Source organism: Streptomyces sp. NPDC053048 (genome assembly GCF_044547045.1).
Lineage (GTDB): Bacteria > Actinomycetota > Actinomycetes > Streptomycetales > Streptomycetaceae > Streptomyces.
Genome location: NZ_JBITZS010000002.1, coordinates 274,740 through 289,838, shown reverse-complemented (window position 1 = coordinate 289,838; position 15,099 = coordinate 274,740). Strand labels below are relative to the sequence as shown.

The 15,099-nt window shown below is 73.1% G+C and carries 14 protein-coding genes; 3 read left to right on the top strand and 11 right to left on the bottom strand.

Features of this window, described 5'->3' with window-relative positions; genetic code table 11:
• Positions 1-18: 18 nt before the first annotated feature.
• On the bottom strand, positions 19-1,074 hold the full coding sequence (locus tag ACIG36_RS06430; RefSeq protein WP_399922892.1) for a polyprenyl synthetase family protein: 1,056 nt from the start codon (positions 1,072-1,074) through the stop codon (positions 19-21).
• Positions 1,071-2,096 carry a tetratricopeptide repeat protein gene (locus ACIG36_RS06425; RefSeq protein WP_399922889.1) on the bottom strand — a complete coding sequence of 342 codons (1,026 nt, stop codon included), beginning with the start codon at positions 2,094-2,096 and terminating at the stop codon, positions 1,071-1,073. The genes ACIG36_RS06430 and ACIG36_RS06425 overlap by 4 nt, the downstream gene beginning before the upstream one ends.
• A 215-nt stretch (positions 2,097-2,311) precedes the next feature.
• On the opposite strand from ACIG36_RS06425, the gene ACIG36_RS06420 reads away from it, so the two are divergent.
• Both ACIG36_RS06420 and ACIG36_RS06415 read left to right on the top strand, forming a co-directional pair.
• Complete coding sequence (locus ACIG36_RS06420) at positions 2,312-3,928, top strand: phospholipase D-like domain-containing protein (protein WP_399922886.1); 1,617 nt, start codon at positions 2,312-2,314, stop codon at positions 3,926-3,928.
• 239 nt (positions 3,929-4,167) lie between these two features.
• Positions 4,168-5,091 carry a D-alanyl-D-alanine carboxypeptidase family protein gene (locus ACIG36_RS06415; protein WP_399922883.1) on the top strand — a complete coding sequence of 308 codons (924 nt, stop codon included), beginning with the start codon at positions 4,168-4,170 and terminating at the stop codon, positions 5,089-5,091.
• A gap of 54 nt (positions 5,092-5,145) precedes the next feature.
• On the opposite strand, the gene ACIG36_RS06410 is transcribed toward ACIG36_RS06415, so the two are convergent.
• The 3 genes from ACIG36_RS06410 to ACIG36_RS06400 all read right to left on the bottom strand — a co-directional run bounded on the left by ACIG36_RS06410 (position 5,146) and on the right by ACIG36_RS06400 (position 8,804).
• Positions 5,146-6,087 carry an alpha/beta fold hydrolase gene (locus ACIG36_RS06410; protein WP_399922880.1) on the bottom strand — a complete coding sequence of 314 codons (942 nt, stop codon included), beginning with the start codon at positions 6,085-6,087 and terminating at the stop codon, positions 5,146-5,148.
• 103 nt (positions 6,088-6,190) lie between these two features.
• Complete coding sequence (locus tag ACIG36_RS06405; protein ID WP_399922877.1) at positions 6,191-7,507, bottom strand: wax ester/triacylglycerol synthase domain-containing protein; 1,317 nt, start codon at positions 7,505-7,507, stop codon at positions 6,191-6,193.
• A gap of 55 nt (positions 7,508-7,562) precedes the next feature.
• Positions 7,563-8,804, bottom strand: coding sequence for a glycosyltransferase (locus ACIG36_RS06400; protein WP_399922874.1), 1,242 nt, complete (start codon positions 8,802-8,804; stop codon positions 7,563-7,565).
• A gap of 164 nt (positions 8,805-8,968) precedes the next feature.
• Here ACIG36_RS06400 and ACIG36_RS06395 point away from each other — a divergent pair, with 164 nt between their 5' ends.
• Positions 8,969-10,156 carry an aminotransferase class V-fold PLP-dependent enzyme gene (locus tag ACIG36_RS06395; RefSeq protein ID WP_399922871.1) on the top strand — a complete coding sequence of 396 codons (1,188 nt, stop codon included), beginning with the start codon at positions 8,969-8,971 and terminating at the stop codon, positions 10,154-10,156.
• Here ACIG36_RS06395 and ACIG36_RS06390 read toward each other — a convergent pair.
• From ACIG36_RS06390 to ACIG36_RS06365, 6 genes are all read right to left on the bottom strand, one after another.
• Positions 10,144-10,386 (bottom strand): hypothetical protein, encoded by a 243-nt coding sequence (locus ACIG36_RS06390; protein ID WP_399922868.1) that lies wholly within the window; start codon positions 10,384-10,386, stop codon positions 10,144-10,146. The two genes, ACIG36_RS06395 and ACIG36_RS06390, sit on opposite strands and share 13 nt — an antisense overlap.
• Before the next feature lie 18 nt (positions 10,387-10,404).
• Complete coding sequence (locus ACIG36_RS06385; RefSeq protein ID WP_399922865.1) at positions 10,405-10,692, bottom strand: hypothetical protein; 288 nt, start codon at positions 10,690-10,692, stop codon at positions 10,405-10,407.
• 100 nt (positions 10,693-10,792) lie between these two features.
• Positions 10,793-11,110, bottom strand: coding sequence for a hypothetical protein (locus tag ACIG36_RS06380; RefSeq protein ID WP_399922862.1), 318 nt, complete (start codon positions 11,108-11,110; stop codon positions 10,793-10,795).
• Positions 11,111-11,188: 78 nt separating this feature from the next.
• Positions 11,189-12,307 (bottom strand): amidohydrolase family protein, encoded by a 1,119-nt coding sequence (locus ACIG36_RS06375; RefSeq protein ID WP_399923970.1) that lies wholly within the window; start codon positions 12,305-12,307, stop codon positions 11,189-11,191.
• The gene (locus ACIG36_RS06370; protein ID WP_399922859.1) at positions 12,304-13,680 is read right to left on the bottom strand and encodes a glutamine synthetase; all 1,377 of its coding nucleotides are present in this window, start codon (positions 13,678-13,680) and stop codon (positions 12,304-12,306) included. The genes ACIG36_RS06375 and ACIG36_RS06370 overlap by 4 nt, the downstream gene beginning before the upstream one ends.
• A 150-nt stretch (positions 13,681-13,830) precedes the next feature.
• Positions 13,831-15,042 (bottom strand): serine hydrolase domain-containing protein, encoded by a 1,212-nt coding sequence (locus ACIG36_RS06365; RefSeq protein WP_399922856.1) that lies wholly within the window; start codon positions 15,040-15,042, stop codon positions 13,831-13,833.
• Between the last annotated feature and the right edge of the window lie 57 nt (positions 15,043-15,099).

The following is a 15,099-nucleotide window of genomic DNA, read 5'->3' as shown; positions in this document are numbered from 1 at the left end:
GCATCCCCGCGCGCCCCGTCACAGCGTCCGCTCCAGCAGGAAGTCGACAAGCGCCACGAGCTCGCCCATCGCGCCCGGCGCGAACGGCGCGCCGGCCAGGCAGCGTTGCGCGGCCTCGGCGTGGCGACGGGCCTCGGCGGCGGTGGCCTCCCGCCCGCCCGCCTCCTCGACGAGAGCGGCCGCCCGCCGCGCGGCCGCCGCGTCCAGCGGGGCGCCGGAGCCGAGCAGGGCGGCGAGGGAGCGCGCGGCCGGGCCCGGCGCGGCCAGCGCCGCGAGGACCGGCAGCGTCTTCTTGCCGCGGAGCAGGTCGCCGTGGACGGGCTTGCCGGTGGCGGCCGGGTCGCCCCACACGCCCAGCAGGTCGTCCACGGCCTGGAAGGCCGTCCCCAGATGCCGGCCCGCCTCGGCCAGCGCGTCCACCCGCAGCGGGGAGGCACCCGCCAGCACCGGCCCCAGGGCCAGGGCGCAGGCCAGCAGCGAGCCCGTCTTGCCGGCCGCCATCGACTCGTACTCGGCGACCCGCACCGCCTCGGGCCCCGTCCACGGCCGGGACTCGAAGAGCAGGTCGTCGGCCTGGCCCCGCACCAGCTCCCGCAGCGCGGCGGTCAGATGGCGCACGGCAGCCGCGCCGTGCGCGCCGTCCGCCCCGGCCAGCGTCTCCACGGCGAGCGCGAACAGCGCGTCTCCCGCGAGGACCGCGGGGCCGGTGCCGAAGGCCTTCCAGGTGCTGTCCCGGTGCCGCCGCCGCTCGTCGCCGTCCATCACGTCGTCGTGCACCAGGGAGAAGGTGTGCACCAGTTCCACGGACACCGCCGCCGCCACGGCGGCCTCCTCCGGCGCGCCCACGGCCTCCGCGCCGAGCACGGCCAGGGCCCGGCGGATGCCCTTGCCGCCGTCGGCCGCGGTCGGGGTGCCGTCGGCGGCGCACCAGCCGAGCGAGAAGGAGGCCATGCGTCGCGGCCAGGGGTGCAGGGTCCGCACGGCCGCCCGCAGGGCCGGCTCGGTCAGCTCCCGGCAGCGCTCGAGCACCAGCGGCGGCGGGCTCGTCACCCGCAGGCCCGGCCGCGCGCTCACGCGGAGACCCCGAGCTCTGCGCGGGCCTTGCCGACCATCTCCTGGGCGTGCCGCAGGCCGAGCGCGCCGAGCGTGCGGTCCAGCGCGTCGAGGTCGGCGGCGGTCTCCGCCGCGTCCCGGCCCAGCCGCGCGCGGGCCTTGACCAGGCCGAGCGTGGCCAGGGCGGTGCCCCGCGGCTCGTCCATGGCCCGGAACTCCTCCAGGGCCCCGCTGTAGGTGGCGCGGGCCTCCTCGTAACGGCCCGCGCGGAAGAGGACGTTGCCCCGCATCTTGTGGTTGTAGGCCAGCGCGCTCGCCAGGCGCATCCGGCGGCACGCGTCCTCGGCCCGCGTCAGCAGCTCCAGCGCCCTGCCGGTCTCGCCCCGCAGGGACAGCACGTCGGCGATGCCGCGCAGCGCCCACGCATGGCCGCGCGCGTCGTCGGCCTTCTCCGCTATCGCAGCCGCCTCCTCGAACATCTCCAGGGCCGTGTCGTAGGAGCCGGTGTTGCGGTGCATCTGCGCGATGCCCTCCAGCGCCCACACCGTGTGCCGGGCCTCGCCCCGCCGCCTGGCCTCGGCCAGCAGCTTCTCGTGCAGCTCGCCGACGGCCTGGTAGTCGCCCTGGATGCGACCGGTCTCGGCCAGTCCTGCCAGCGAGTAGCCGCGGGCGACGACGTCCCCGCCGCGCTCGGCCAGTTCGGCGGCGACGGCGAGCCAACGCCGGGCCAGGGCCAGCTCACCGCGCTGCCGGGCGAGCGTGCCGCCGCTCCACACGGCCCACGCCATCGCGCCCTGGTCCCCGGCCCGCCGGGCGGCCCGGTAGCTGTCCTTCCAGGCCCGCTCGGCCTCCTCGACGCGGCCCAGCCGCCGGCTCGCCTCGGCGACGGCGAGCCCGGCGTGCGCCGACTCCAGGGCGGAACCCGCCAGTTCGGCCCGCCGGCGCTGCTCCACCGCCCTGTCCAGCACCTCCTCGAGGGAGGAGTTCACCGAGAGCTCGCCGAGCGCGCCGCGGTATTCGGGGGCGAATGCCTTGCCGTACATGTGACCCTCTCTTCGTGACAGTGATCACGAAGCTATGGCCAAGGCGTATCGGGGGGCATCCATCCGGGAGGCGGTCCTCCGTACCTCTGAGGACGGGTGGCCGAACCGCGTGTCATACGTGAGATGTACGGGTGCGGGTACCTGATAGCTTCTGCCCGTTGATCTTCGTTCACGTTCCGTTTCCGCGGAATCGTTCCTTCGTTTAAGGATGTACATTGCCCGGCCCCCGGCCCCGCCGTTTACACCGTCTCGCCCGCGCCACGGCGCTCTCGGCTGTCGTCCTCGCCGCCCTCCCCGCGGCCCCCGCCTTCGCGGACACCTCCGCCACCCCGCACCTGGACGCGGTGGAGAAGACGCTGCGTCAGGTCTCGCCCGGCTTCGAGGGTGACGTCTGGCAGCGCACCAGCGGCAACAAGCTGGACGCCTCCGCCGCGGACCCCTCCGACTGGCTGCTGCAGACCCCCGGCTGCTGGGGCGACGACAAGTGCGCCGACCGTCCGGGCACCAAGCGGCTGCTCGCCAAGATGACGGAGAACATCTCCAAGGCCAAGCGCACGGTCGACATCTCCACCCTCGCGCCCTTCCCCAACGGCGCGTTCCAGGACGCGATAGCCGCCGGCCTGAAGACCGCGGCCGAGTCCGGGAACAAGCTCAAGGTCCGCGTCCTGGTCGGCGCCGCGCCCGTCTACCACATCAACGTGCTGCCCTCGAAGTACCGCGACGACCTGAAGTCCCGGCTCGGCAAGGCGGCCGACAGCATCACGCTGAACGTGGCATCGATGACGACGTCGAAGACCGCCTTCTCCTGGAACCACTCCAAGCTCCTCGTCGTCGACGGCGAGTCGGCCGTCACCGGCGGCATCAACAGCTGGAAGGACGACTACGTCGACACCGCGCACCCGGTGACGGACGTCGACCTGGCCCTGACCGGCCCCGCCGCGAGCTCCGCCGGCCGCTACCTGGACACGCTCTGGACGTGGACGTGCCGCAACAAGGGCAACGTCGCCAGCGTCTGGTTCGCGGCCGCCGGCGGCGACTGCATGCCGACGATGGAGAAGGACGCCAACCCCACCCCCGCCGGCCCCACGGGCAACGTCCCCGTGATCGCCGTGGGCGGCCTGGGTGTCGGCATCAAGGACTCCGACCCCACCTCGCCGTTCAAGCCGCAGCTGCCCGGCGCCCCGGACACCAAGTGCGTCGTCGGCCTGCCGGACCGGACCAACGCCGACCGCGACTACGACACGGTCAACCCCGAGGAGAGCGCCCTGCGCGCCCTGGTGGCGAGCGCCGACCGCAGCGTCGTCATCTCCCAGCAGGACCTGAACGCCACCTGCCCGCCGCTGCCCCGCTACGACGTGCGCCTGTACGACACGCTCGCCGCGAAGCTGGCGGCCGGCGTGAAGGTCCGCATCGTCGTCAGTGACCCGGCCAACCGCGGCGCGGTCGGCAGCGGCGGCTACTCGCAGATCAAGTCCCTGTCGGAGATCAGCGACACGCTCCGTAACCGCCTCGCCCTGGTCACCGGCGATCAGCAGAAGGCCAAGGCGGCCATGTGCTCCAACCTTCAGCTGGCGACCTTCCGCAGCTCCCCGAACGCCACATGGGCCGACGGCAAGCCGTACGCGCTGCACCACAAGCTGGTGTCGGTCGACAGCTCCGCCTTCTACATCGGTTCGAAGAACCTCTACCCCTCCTGGCTGCAGGACTTCGGCTACATCGTCGAGAGCCCGGAGGCCGCGAAGCAGCTCGAGGCGAAGCTGCTCGACCCGGAGTGGAAGTACTCCCAGCAGAGCGCGACCTTCGACTACGCGCGGGGTGTCTGCGCGGGCTGACGCGGCAGGAGTGACCACCGTTCGTCAGGTGGGGGAACCGGGGAGTATCCGTGCCACACAGGTACGGGTACTCCCCATTTCGTTCATACAACTGCGTTCGACCATCGGGAAATCATCCGATGGTCTTCACTCATTAGTGAACGGATTTCATCTCGCGTGGCGCCAGGTGCAAGCATTCGCTCGCCTCATCCCGACGAGCCTCGCCCCGTCACCGGCGAGCGAGGAATTCTGGAGACTCCATGGAGCCATGTGGGGGAAGTGTGGTCCGCCGCTGGGGAGCGGCGCTGACCGCGTCGGCCGCGGCCATCGCGGTCACCCTCCCGACAACCACCGCCCACGCCGCGGGCGGCCCGACCGGAATCGGCGCCAAGGGCGCGTACCTCGACCGGGGACCGGACGGCAAGCCGTGGGGCAAGGCCCCCGACACCAAGCGGCAGATGGCCAGCACCACCAAGATCATGACCGCCGTCGTGGTCGTCGACCACTACGCGGCACAGCTCGGCAGGCAGGTCGCCGTCAAGCAGTCCTACCGCGACTGGGTCCAGCGCAACCAGGCCAGCACCGCCGACCTGCGCACCGGTGACAAACTCACCGTCCGGCAACTGCTGTACGCGATGATGCTGCCCTCGGGCTGCGACGCGGCCTACGCCCTCGCCGACACCTTCGGCGAGGGCGCGACGGAGCGGGAGCGCACCGCCTCGTTCGTGGCGAAGATGAACAAGAAGGCCCGCGCGCTGGGCATGCGCAATACGCACTACGACTCCTTCGACGGCATCTCCGCCGGCGGCGCCAACTACTCCACCCCGCGCGACCTGGCCCGGCTCGCCCGGCACGCGATGGGCGACGGCACGCTGCTGACGGTGATGAAGTCGCTCAGCACCCAGCAGAAGGCGACCAACGTCAACCGGCTCTACACCTGGTACAACACCAACAAGCTGCTGGGGTCGTACAACGGGGTCGTGGGCATCAAGACCGGGTCGACCAGGGCGGCCGGCCCCTGCCTGGTCTTCGCCGCCCGGCGCGCCGGCCGCACGGTCGTGGGCGTCGTCCTCGACGACCGCACCGGGCGCTACCCCGACGCCGCGAAGATGCTCGACTACGCCTACGGCGCGCGCACTTCGCTGAAGCTGCGCGAACTGCCCTACGGGGCGCACGAGGACTGACCCGCGCGGTGCCCGACGGCCCGGCCGCCCGCCACGAGCGGGGGCCGGGCCCGCTCAGGGCTCGTTGGAGAGGCGCGGCGAGGGAAGTGTGCTCATCGGCGCCCGGTGCCGGACGCGCTCCACCGGGTGGCAGTACTCCAGGCCCGCCAGCGGCTCGCCGGAGAAGAAGCGGGTCATCAGGTCCACCAGCTCCGCCGGGCGCTCGAGGTGGACGAGGTGGTCGGCGTCCTTGAACGTGGTGAAGCGGGCGTCCATGAGCCGGGTGGCCGCCTCCCGGCTGAGCGCGGGAGTGCTGAGGGGGTCGTGCTCACCGGTGGTCACCAGGGCCGGGACGCGTACGGACGGGCCGCCCGGGAGCCGGGAACACGTCAGCAGCCGCTGCGTGTTCTCCTTGTACTTGGCCAGGTCGTCCGCCGTCATGTCGTGCAGGGCACGGCGCAGGCACCGGGTGATCGCCGACCGCCGGGAGACCGTGACCCGCGGCGAGGCGCACACCATGGTGTCGATGACGCACTCGACGAATTCCGCCCGCCGCCCCCTCTCCGCCATGTTCAGGGTGCGCTCGATACGGGCGCGGACGTGATCGGCCAGGTGGGACATGGTGCCGACGAGCGCGATCCGTTCGGCCCGCCCGGGGTGGTCGCGCACCCACTGGTAGGCCACGGCGCTGCCGTAGGACCCGCCGAGGACGTTCACCGGGGCGGGCGCGACCTTGGCGAGCAGCTGGTCGAGCGCCTCGGCGAGGAAGTCGAAGCCGTACCGGGCGGGCAGCCGGTCCGCGCCGCCCCAGCCCGGCAGGTCGACGGTGATGACGCTCGCCGCCTCCAGGAACCCCTGTTCCAGGCGGCCCCAGGCGTTCTGGTGCTGGAACGCACCCCCCACCAGGACGACCGGGGCCATTCTGGCGTGCGGCTGGTGGATGACCCGGCCGCTGTACGCGTAACCGTCGAGGGTGAGCGGAATGACCTCTTCCAGGAGTGCGGTACGCGTCGGCACGGGGGGTCTCCGTTTCGTGGGGGAACTTCACCAGAGGAAACGAGAGCCGACGGTGGGACGTTACTGCCCATATGCCCGGTACTCCACGGGCACGGACAGCAGTTCACAGGCGCATCGCGAGGATCTCCGCACGGATCGCGGAGGACATCTCCTCCGCCAGATCACGGTGACCGTGATCGGTAACCACCGTCACCACCGCGTTGGCGTCGTGCGTGAACATGGTCACCGCCAACGGGTGTCCGGGACTCAGCGGAGGCAGCCCCGCGAGGCCGGTCAGCGACGCGGAACCCAGCATGAGCCGGCCCGCGTGCGTCGCCCCGCTGCTGCACAGCAGGGACGAGTAGAAGGGGGAGTCCGCGTAGCGGCCCAGCATGTCGCCCAGCAGCCCGTGCCGCCGCGGCCGCGACGCCACCAGCCGCGCCTGCGCCCGCGCCCGCTCCTTCAGCGCCGCCCGCCGGGTGAAGGCGTCCACCGCCGCCAGCCTCCGCAGCGGCCCGCCGCCCAACGGCAGCGGTACCCGGACCGTGGCATACCGGTTGCCCAGCACCGCCGCCTCGTCCTCCCCGCGCACATCGACCGGCACCATCGCGCACACGCCGCCCGGCAGCAGCATCCGCCCCACGGCACCGGTGGCACGCAGCGCACCGGCGGCCGCGGCGAGGAAGACGGCATTGGCCGAGGCCCGCCCGGACGGCAGGGCGTCGCGCGCGCCGTTCACCTCCGCGACGGTCAGCCGGCGGAAGGAGACCACCCGCCGGGCGTCCACTGCGCCGTGGAACGGCAACGGCCGCGCCCGGGGCACCAGATCCGCCAGCATGCCCGCCAGGCGCGGCGGCCGGGCCGGACCGGCCGGCGGGGGAGCCGGTGAGCGGCGGGCACGCGGGCCCGGCAGCGCCGCCGGGGCGTCGAGCAGGGCACGCAGCAGCGCGATGAGCGAGCCCCCGTCGAGCAGCGCGTGATGCGCGCGCAGCAGCAGCGCGAAGCCGTCGTCGGCCGGCAGCAGCCGCAGCTGCCACGGCGGCCGGGCGGGCCCGAGCGGCTGGGCCAGCAACTGCCCGACCACCGCCTCCGCCGACGCGTTCGTACTTCCGGAGCCTTCGACGACGTGGTGCTCGACGGCGAAGCCCGGCCCCGTCGTCCAGCGGGGCCACGCACGGGGACCGGAGGCCGCCACGTCCGGCGTCAGGCGCAGGCGCTCGTACGCCCCCCACCGCTCCCGCACCCGCTCGCGCAGCCCGGCCGGTGTGGGAGGGGAGCCCTCGAACCAGGCCATGACCCCGTCGGTCATGCACATCGCCCCGCTGCTCTGGTGCCGGAACAGCCAGGCGTCCAGGGGCGGCATGGCCTGCCCGGCGGCCGTGCCCGCCGGGCCCGGGAGGGCGTGCGGTGCCAGGCCCGGGGCGGACGTGTGCGGTGTCATGGACGACGCTCCCTCATCCCGTACGACCCCCTGCCCGGCCCCCTTGACGTGCCGTTCAACGCACCGTCTCCGCGACCGCGCGGACGACCGCCCCCGCCCCGTCCTCCCGGCCCACCCGCCCGGCCAGCTCGACGGCCCGCCGGGCGAACCGCGGATCGCCCGTGGCGCGCCGCAGGGCCCCGGCCAGCCGGCCCACCGTCAGGTCGGCGAACGGCAGCACCCCCGGGCTCACCCCCAGCCGTGCCAGCCGGGCCGCCCACCACGGCTGGTCGGTCAGGACCGGCACCGGAACCGCCGGCACCCCGGCGCGCAGCCCCGCCGCCGTGGTCCCGGCCCCGGCGTGGTGGACCACGGCGGCCGTGCGCGGCATCAGCCAGCCGTGCGGCAGCGGGCCCACGGTGATGACGTCGTCCCCCGCCACGTCCAGCCCGGCCCAGCCGGACTGGACGATGCCGCGCAGCCCCGCCTGCCGCAGCGCGCGGGCCGTGAGCTCGCCCAGCCGCTCGGAGTCGCCGGGCATCATGCTGCCGAACCCCACGAACACCGGCGGCGGGCCGGCCGCGAGGAAGTCGGTGACCGGCCGGGGCGGCTCCCAGTCGGCGCACTCGTGCGGCCACCAGTACCCGGCGACGCGCAGGCCGGGGCGCCAGTCGGCCGGGCGGGGCACCACCGAGGGGCTGTAGCCGTGCCAGATGGGCCACCGGTCCCGTTCCCGCTCGGCGCGCAGCCGGTGGCCGCTGCGGTGGGCGAGCCCCAGCCGCGCGTGCAGGTTGCGGTGGGCGGCGGCGTACAGGGCGTCCAGCACACCGTTCGCGGCGCGCCCGCGCAGCCGGTTGGCGGGGCCCGGCGGCTTCCAGGGCATCGTGCACGGGGCGAACGCGGCCGTGGGGACGTCCGGCTGGAGGAAGACCCCCATGCTCGGAACGTTGTGGTAGCGCGCCACGACGCGGCCGATCGGCGCGGCGATCGACGACAGCAGGACCACGTCGGCCTTGGGGTCCAGCGCGGCCAGGATCCCGTCGACCAGCGTGAGTGCCGCCCGCTCGACGGCACGGGCGAACCCCAGGACGACCCGCGGCGAACGTGCTCCCTGGGCGCGGCTGTGCACCCCCAGCAGCTCCTCGAACGGATCCGCCTCCAGCGGCCGCATCCCCAGACCGCAGCAGGTCACCACGTCCGTGAACCTCGCGTGGGTGACGATCTCCACCTCGTGGCCCTCGGCCAGCAGCCGGTGCCCCAGGCCCGTGTAGGGGGCGACGGAGCCCATCGTGCCCGCTGTGATGATCTGGATGCGCATGTCCTCGGCCCTCCCGCTGCCCTGCCGGGACAACGACAGGGCCCCCGGCGCGGATACGGCACCACCCGCGTTCCGTGGTGACACGCCGGACGTGAACGCCCGTCCTCCTGGGCAGAGGTGTGTACGGCAGACCCATGCACCGACCACCAGGAGAAGGGCCGTCCATGGACATCGCCGCACTGCGCAACGACACCCCCGGATGCGCGCACCGTGTGCACCTGAACAACGCGGGTGCCGCCCTGCTCTCCCGCCGCACCCTGGACACCATGACGTCCTATCTGGAGCTGGAGGCCCGCATCGGCGGCTACGAGGCGGCGAACGAACAGCTGCCGGCCATCGAGGCGGTCTACGGCGCCATCGCCGAACTCATCGGCGGACGGCCCGAGGAGGTGGCGCTGTTCGACAACGCCACCCACGCCTGGGAGGCCGCCTTCTACTCCGTCCGCTTCCGGCCCGGCGACCGGATCCTGACCGGCCGCTCGGAGTACGGCAGCAATGTGCTGGCCTATCTGCACGTCGCCCAGCGCACCGGTGCCGAGATCGTGGTGGTCCCCAACGACGAGTCCGGGCAGCTGGACACCGCGGCGCTGGCGGACCTCGTCGACGAGCGCGTCAAGCTCGTCGGCGTCAGCCACGTCCCCACCAGCGGCGGCCTGGTCAACCCGGTCGCCGCCATCGGACGGATCACCCGCCGGGCCGGGGTGCCGTTCCTGCTGGACGCCACGCAGTCGGTCGGCCAGTTCCCCGTCGACGTCGAGGAGATCGGCTGCGACATGCTCTCGGCGACCGGCCGCAAGTTCCTGCGCGGGCCCCGCGGCACCGGCTTCCTGTGGGTACGCCCCGGCGTCCTCGACCGCCTCGAGCCGGCCGTCAACGAGACGGCGGCGTCGGTGTGGGACGGCAAACGGGGCTTCACCTGGCGCGAGGGCGCGCGGCGCTTCGGGACGTGGGAGATGAGCTACTCCAACGTCCTGGGCCTGGGCAGCGCCGTCCGCCAGGCGCTGGAGCTCGGCCCGGACGCGATCGGCGGGCGCGCGCGGGAACTGGGGGCCGCCCTGCGCGAGCGGATCGACGAGGTGCCGGGGGTGCGCACGTACGACCTGGGGCGGGAGCGGTGCGCCATCGTCACCGCCAGTGTGGAGGCGGTCGCCGCACCGGACGTCAAGGCGGCGCTGGCCCGGCACGGCGTGAACGTGAGCGTCACGACGCCGGAGACCTCGCACCTCGACGACGAGGAGCGCGGCGTCCACCCGCTGGTGCGGCTCTCGCCGCACTACTACAACACCGAGGACGAGCTCGACCGGGCCGTCGCCGTCCTCGCGGACCTCGCGCGGTCCGTTCAGCCCAGGTAGTCGATCTGGTAGATGTGCAGGGTCTTCGTCCGGTGCCCCAGATAGATGACGACGAAGACCTCGTCGAGCACCAGCATCCGCATGATCCCGTCGTCCTCGCCGTACGGGACGGTCGCCGCGAAGGGGTCCGTGCAGGCCGCGGCGAGGACGTCGCTGAGCTGTTCGCTCACCGGCGGCGGGAGCGAGTCCCAGACGGCGGCTATCGTCGCGTCGTACTTGAGCGCGTACACCTGATCAGGGTGTCAGCTCTACGCGGCCCCGCGGGCGCGAACGACGGCGGCGTCCTCCTGGACCTTCCGGGTGATGTCGATCCAGTCGCCCGGGACCTCGCCGCCCGCCGCCTGGGCGGCCGCGGCCTGTCTGCCGCGCTCGACGGCCGCGAGGGTGCGCTCGGCGATGCCCTGCCATTTCGCGAAGACGGTCAGCACCTCGTGAGCCGGGGCGCGGCCGATCTCGCGGGAAAAGCGGTGGGAGAGGTCGGGACTGCCGAGAGCGTCGCGAATGCGCTCGATGCTCCACGGCTGGCCGGTGTTCATTGCGGTCCTCCCCGCGTAGGCGGCTCGACCGCCCAGAGTAGCGAAATCGTTCCCGCCGTATCAGGGGAACCGGAGGGGTGATTGCGCACTGCTGTACGAGCTAGCGGATGAATGCCACGCTGTGGAATGTCTGCTGACCGTAGAAACCGGACGGGAAATAGGAGGCCGCGCCGCGGCAATCGGGTGTGTCGTAGAGATAGGCCGCCCGGTCGGTCTCGTTGCCGGTGACGCCATGGGCGTCGCCGACCGGGTAACAGCGGCCGTCGACGGGGTTCGTCAGGTCGTGCCGCGCCTTGTCCCGCTGGGCGTGGTACACGAACGTACCCGTGGCCGCCTGGGCGCCCTGCGGTGCGAGGAGGACGGTGAGAGCAGCCCCGGCCAGGGCCAGGGAGCCGAGGACATGCATCGGATGTCGCATGTTCCGACATGCTCCCGAGGGGGCGGCGGCCACGGGCGGTTTTGCGGAGAGCTTCACCCGAACGATGCGCTGGGGCCCCTACAACCGGTAGACCCGCCGCGCGTTGTCCGCCGCGACCATGGCCGCCACCCGCTCCGCGTCCCCGGCCGCCCAGGCACCCTCGCCGACCCAGCCGGCCAGCAGCCGCGCCAGGGCCCGGCGGAAGAGCTCGGCGCCCACGACGTACAGCTCCGGCAAGCCGTATGCGTCGGTGGAGAACAGCAGCTTCCCGAACGGCGTCAGCTCCAGCATCTCCGCCAGCACCGCCTCCGCCCGCGCCCCGGTGTGCGACAGCGACAGGCCCACATCGGCGTAGACGTGCGGAAAGACGGCCGCCAGGTACCCGGCGTTGCGGTGGTACGGGTAGCCGTGCAGCAGGACGACCGTGCAGCCGGTGGGCCGTACGGCCTTGACGAAGTCGGTCAGCAGCAGCGGGTCGCAGCGGTGCAGCCGCAGGTCCGGGTCGCCGAAGCCGGTGTGGAACTGCAGCGGCAGCCCGGTGTCCGCGGCCGACCACAGCAGATGACGCAGCAGCACCGGGTCGGCCAGCCGTTCGCCCGCCGTCCGCCCGGCGAGCCACCGGTCGGCGGCGGCCCGTACCTCGCCCGATCCCGGCCGCGCCGGATCGAGGTCCAGGCCGTGCCGGTAGCCCGCCACCGACTTGAAGCCCGCCGCCGTGCGGGCGCTCTCCCGCACCGAGGCGGCCAGGGAGTCGAGGAAGCCGTAGAGGCTCCCGGCCGCGTCGGCGGCCCCTTCCGCCAGATGCTCCAGGCGGACGATCTCGTGCCAGGCGGCGCCACCGCCGGCGGCGGCCAGTTCGCCGGGGCTCGTCAGATCACCGGTCAGCCCGGTGTCCACCAGGAAGTCGGCGATGCCGCAGGCGCCCAGCAGTCGGCCGGCGGATTCCGCCGGGCCGAGCTCCCGCCGCCGCTCGAGGTAGTCACCGGGCGCGCAGTGCGGTGCGAGGCCCAGCAGCGGCCCGCACCAGCGGCGCACGGCGAAGCCCAGCTGGGTGTCGAAGAAGCTCGTACCGGGCGCGGCGGGCGCGTCGGACTCGGTCAGGAACGCCTCGAACGCCTCGTCCGACAGCGCGGAACGGGCCACCCCGTGACAGTGGTGGTCCACCAGCGGCGGTATGCGCACAGCGGCCACCGTCAGTACCGTCGGCGGGTCGCGGAGGCGATGTCCTTCGGGGCCAGACCCTCGAACAGCTTCACCTCGCCCGCGCGGACCGCCGCGATCGCCTCGAACAGCGGATCGCCCAGCGCGGTGCGCAGCAGCTCCGAGCGCTCGAAGTGCTCCAGCGCCTCCGCGAGCGACGTGGGCAGGCGCACCTGCCCGCCGGTGACGGCCGGATCGCCCGCCGCCGGGGCCGGCAGGACCAGCCCCTCGTCCAGCCCCGCCAGCCCGGCGGCGATGACCGCGCCCGTCACCAGGTACGGGTTGGCCGCCGGATCGAAGCACTTGACCTCGGCGTTGGCGCCCAGGACGTCGTCCGGCGCGCCGGTGATGAAGCGCAGCGCGGCCTCCCGCGCCTCCAGGCCCCAGCACTGGTAGACCCCCGCCCAGCGCGAGGGCTCCAGCCGCAGATAGCTCGCCGGTGTGGGCGCGCCCAGGGCGAGCAGGGCGGGCAGCTCCCGGAGCACCCCGGCCAGGAAGGCCTCGCACTCGCGCGTCATGCCGCACGGGCCGTCGCCGCCCCGGCACAGGTTCCGCTCGTCCTGCCACAGGCTCAGGTGCAGGTGCGCGCCGTTGCCGACCCCGCCGGGCTCCACGACCGGGGCGAAGGAGGCGTCGAGACCGTGCCGCAGCGACACCGCCCGGATCGTCTCGCGGACGAGTACGGACAGGTCGGCCGCGTCGACCGGGTCCGTGGGCGCGACCGACACCTCGAACTGGCCCGGCGAGTACTCCGGATGGATCTGCAGCACCTCGACGCGCTGCGCGGTGAGCGCGTCCAGCACGTCGCGGAGGTAGTCCGACAGCTCGATCATCCGCGTCATGCCGTAGGCGGGCCCGGAGCAGGCGTAGCGTGGCGGCTCGTGGCCGTTGGCGTGGGTGACGACCCATTCGGTCTCGAAGCCCATGCTCAGCCGGAGCCCGCGGGCCTGTGCCGCGTCGGCCATCCGGCGCGCGAACCCCCGCTGGCAGGCCACGTACGGCACGCCCTGCTGCTCGTAGCGGTCCACCGGCGCCCACGCCCAGCCGGGCTGCGCGGCGAGGACGGTCAGCCGGTCCAGGTCGGGGAAGAGCCGCAGGTCGCCGTCGGGGCCGCCGATGTGGCGGCTGGTGACGGCGGAGTCGTCGACGAGGTACACGTCGAAGGAGGGCGAGGCGCCCACGCCCCAGCGGGCGGCGTGCGCGAGCCGGCTCGTGGGGACGGCCTTGACGCGGGAGATGCCCGCGTTGTCCACCCACGTCAGGGCGACGCCGCGGACATCCCGCGCGGTGAGCTGCGCGGCGGCCTGCCGGGCCGCCGACTCCGCCCGTTCCCGTTGCTCCACGGCCCGCTCCTCACCATCGCACACCATCGAAAAACCTTCCGGAACTTTCCGGCCCAAGGATCCTGGCCGGGATCGGACCGGATTACACCTCCTGCACCTCAGGGGCACCGGCGGTCGCCGGTGCCCCTGAGCGCGATGACGCGATGACGCGATGACGCGGTGGTGCGGTGGTGCGGGTCAGCGCAGGGAGGTGAGCTGCTTCAGCGCCGGGTTCGCCTTGGCGGCCGGGGCGGGCTTGGTGTTGCAGTACTCGGCCTCGATCAGGCCCTCGATGTCGGCCGTCCAGTCGCCGTTGAAGTTGAACGAGGCGGTGTGCCGGCCGTTCTCGGTGCCCGAGGCCAGTGAGGTCGAGCCGTGGATGCCGCCGGTGTGGAACCACAGCGTCACATCGCAGGAGAGCTTGGCCTTCATGAGGCCCAGCCCGTACCCGGTGCCGGCGGCGTCACCCGTCGGCACGGTGGTCAGCAGTTCCTTCTGCTGGCGCTCGGGCAGCAGCTTGCCGCCCAGCAGTGCGCGGTAGTAGCGGTTGAGGTCACCGGTGGTGGAGATGATCTCCCCGGCCGCCCAGGCCCAGGAGGGGTTGAGCTCGGTGACATCGTGGATCTTGGCGTCCGGCTTGTCGGACAGCAGTTTGCTGTAGGCCCTGCCGTGCGGGGAGGGCATGCGGACCGAGGTGCCGGGCACGGTGGTGGAGCGCATGCCGAGCTTGTCGACGATGCGCTTGTCGACCTCGGACCCGTAGGAGTGGCCGGTCACCTTCTCGACGATCATTCCGGCGAGGACGTAGTTGGTGTTGGAGTAGTTCCAGCCCTTGCCCGGCTCGAAGTCCGGCCGGTGCTTCATCGCGGCCGCCACCAGCTGCTTCGGCGTGGCCGTGTCGTAGCGGTGCTCGAGGAAGCCCGTGGTGATGCGCTCGAGGACGTCGGGGTCGTTGGTGTAGTTGAAGATTCCGCTGGTGTGGTTGAGCAGGTTGCGGACGGTGATGCGGCGGCCGTCGTTGCCGTTGCCGCGCACGAGTCCGGGCAGGTGGCGCTCGACGCTGTCGTCGAGGTCGAGCCTGCCCTCGGCCTCGAGTTGGAGCAGGACGGTGGCGACGAACGCCTTGGTGACGCTGCCGACGCGGAAACGGTCCTGGGGGAGCCGCTTGCGGTCGGTCCTGAGGTCGGCGACGCCGGCCGAGGCGTTCCAGGTCCCGTTGCCGTCCTGGACCTGCCCCAGTACTCCGGGGATCCCGGCCTTCACCTGAGCGTCCATCACGGCCCGGGTGGCGGCGTGCGGGTCGCGGTCGCGGCCGGTGTCGGCCGAGGCGGTCGTGGTGAGGGCCGTGGCGGCCATGGTGACCGTCAGGGCGGCCCCCACCAGTCCTCTGCGTACCGTGCGTGCGGTCATCTGTTCTGCCTCTCCGCGTGAAGGGACATGTACGTACCGCAGGACTCCGTCAACGCC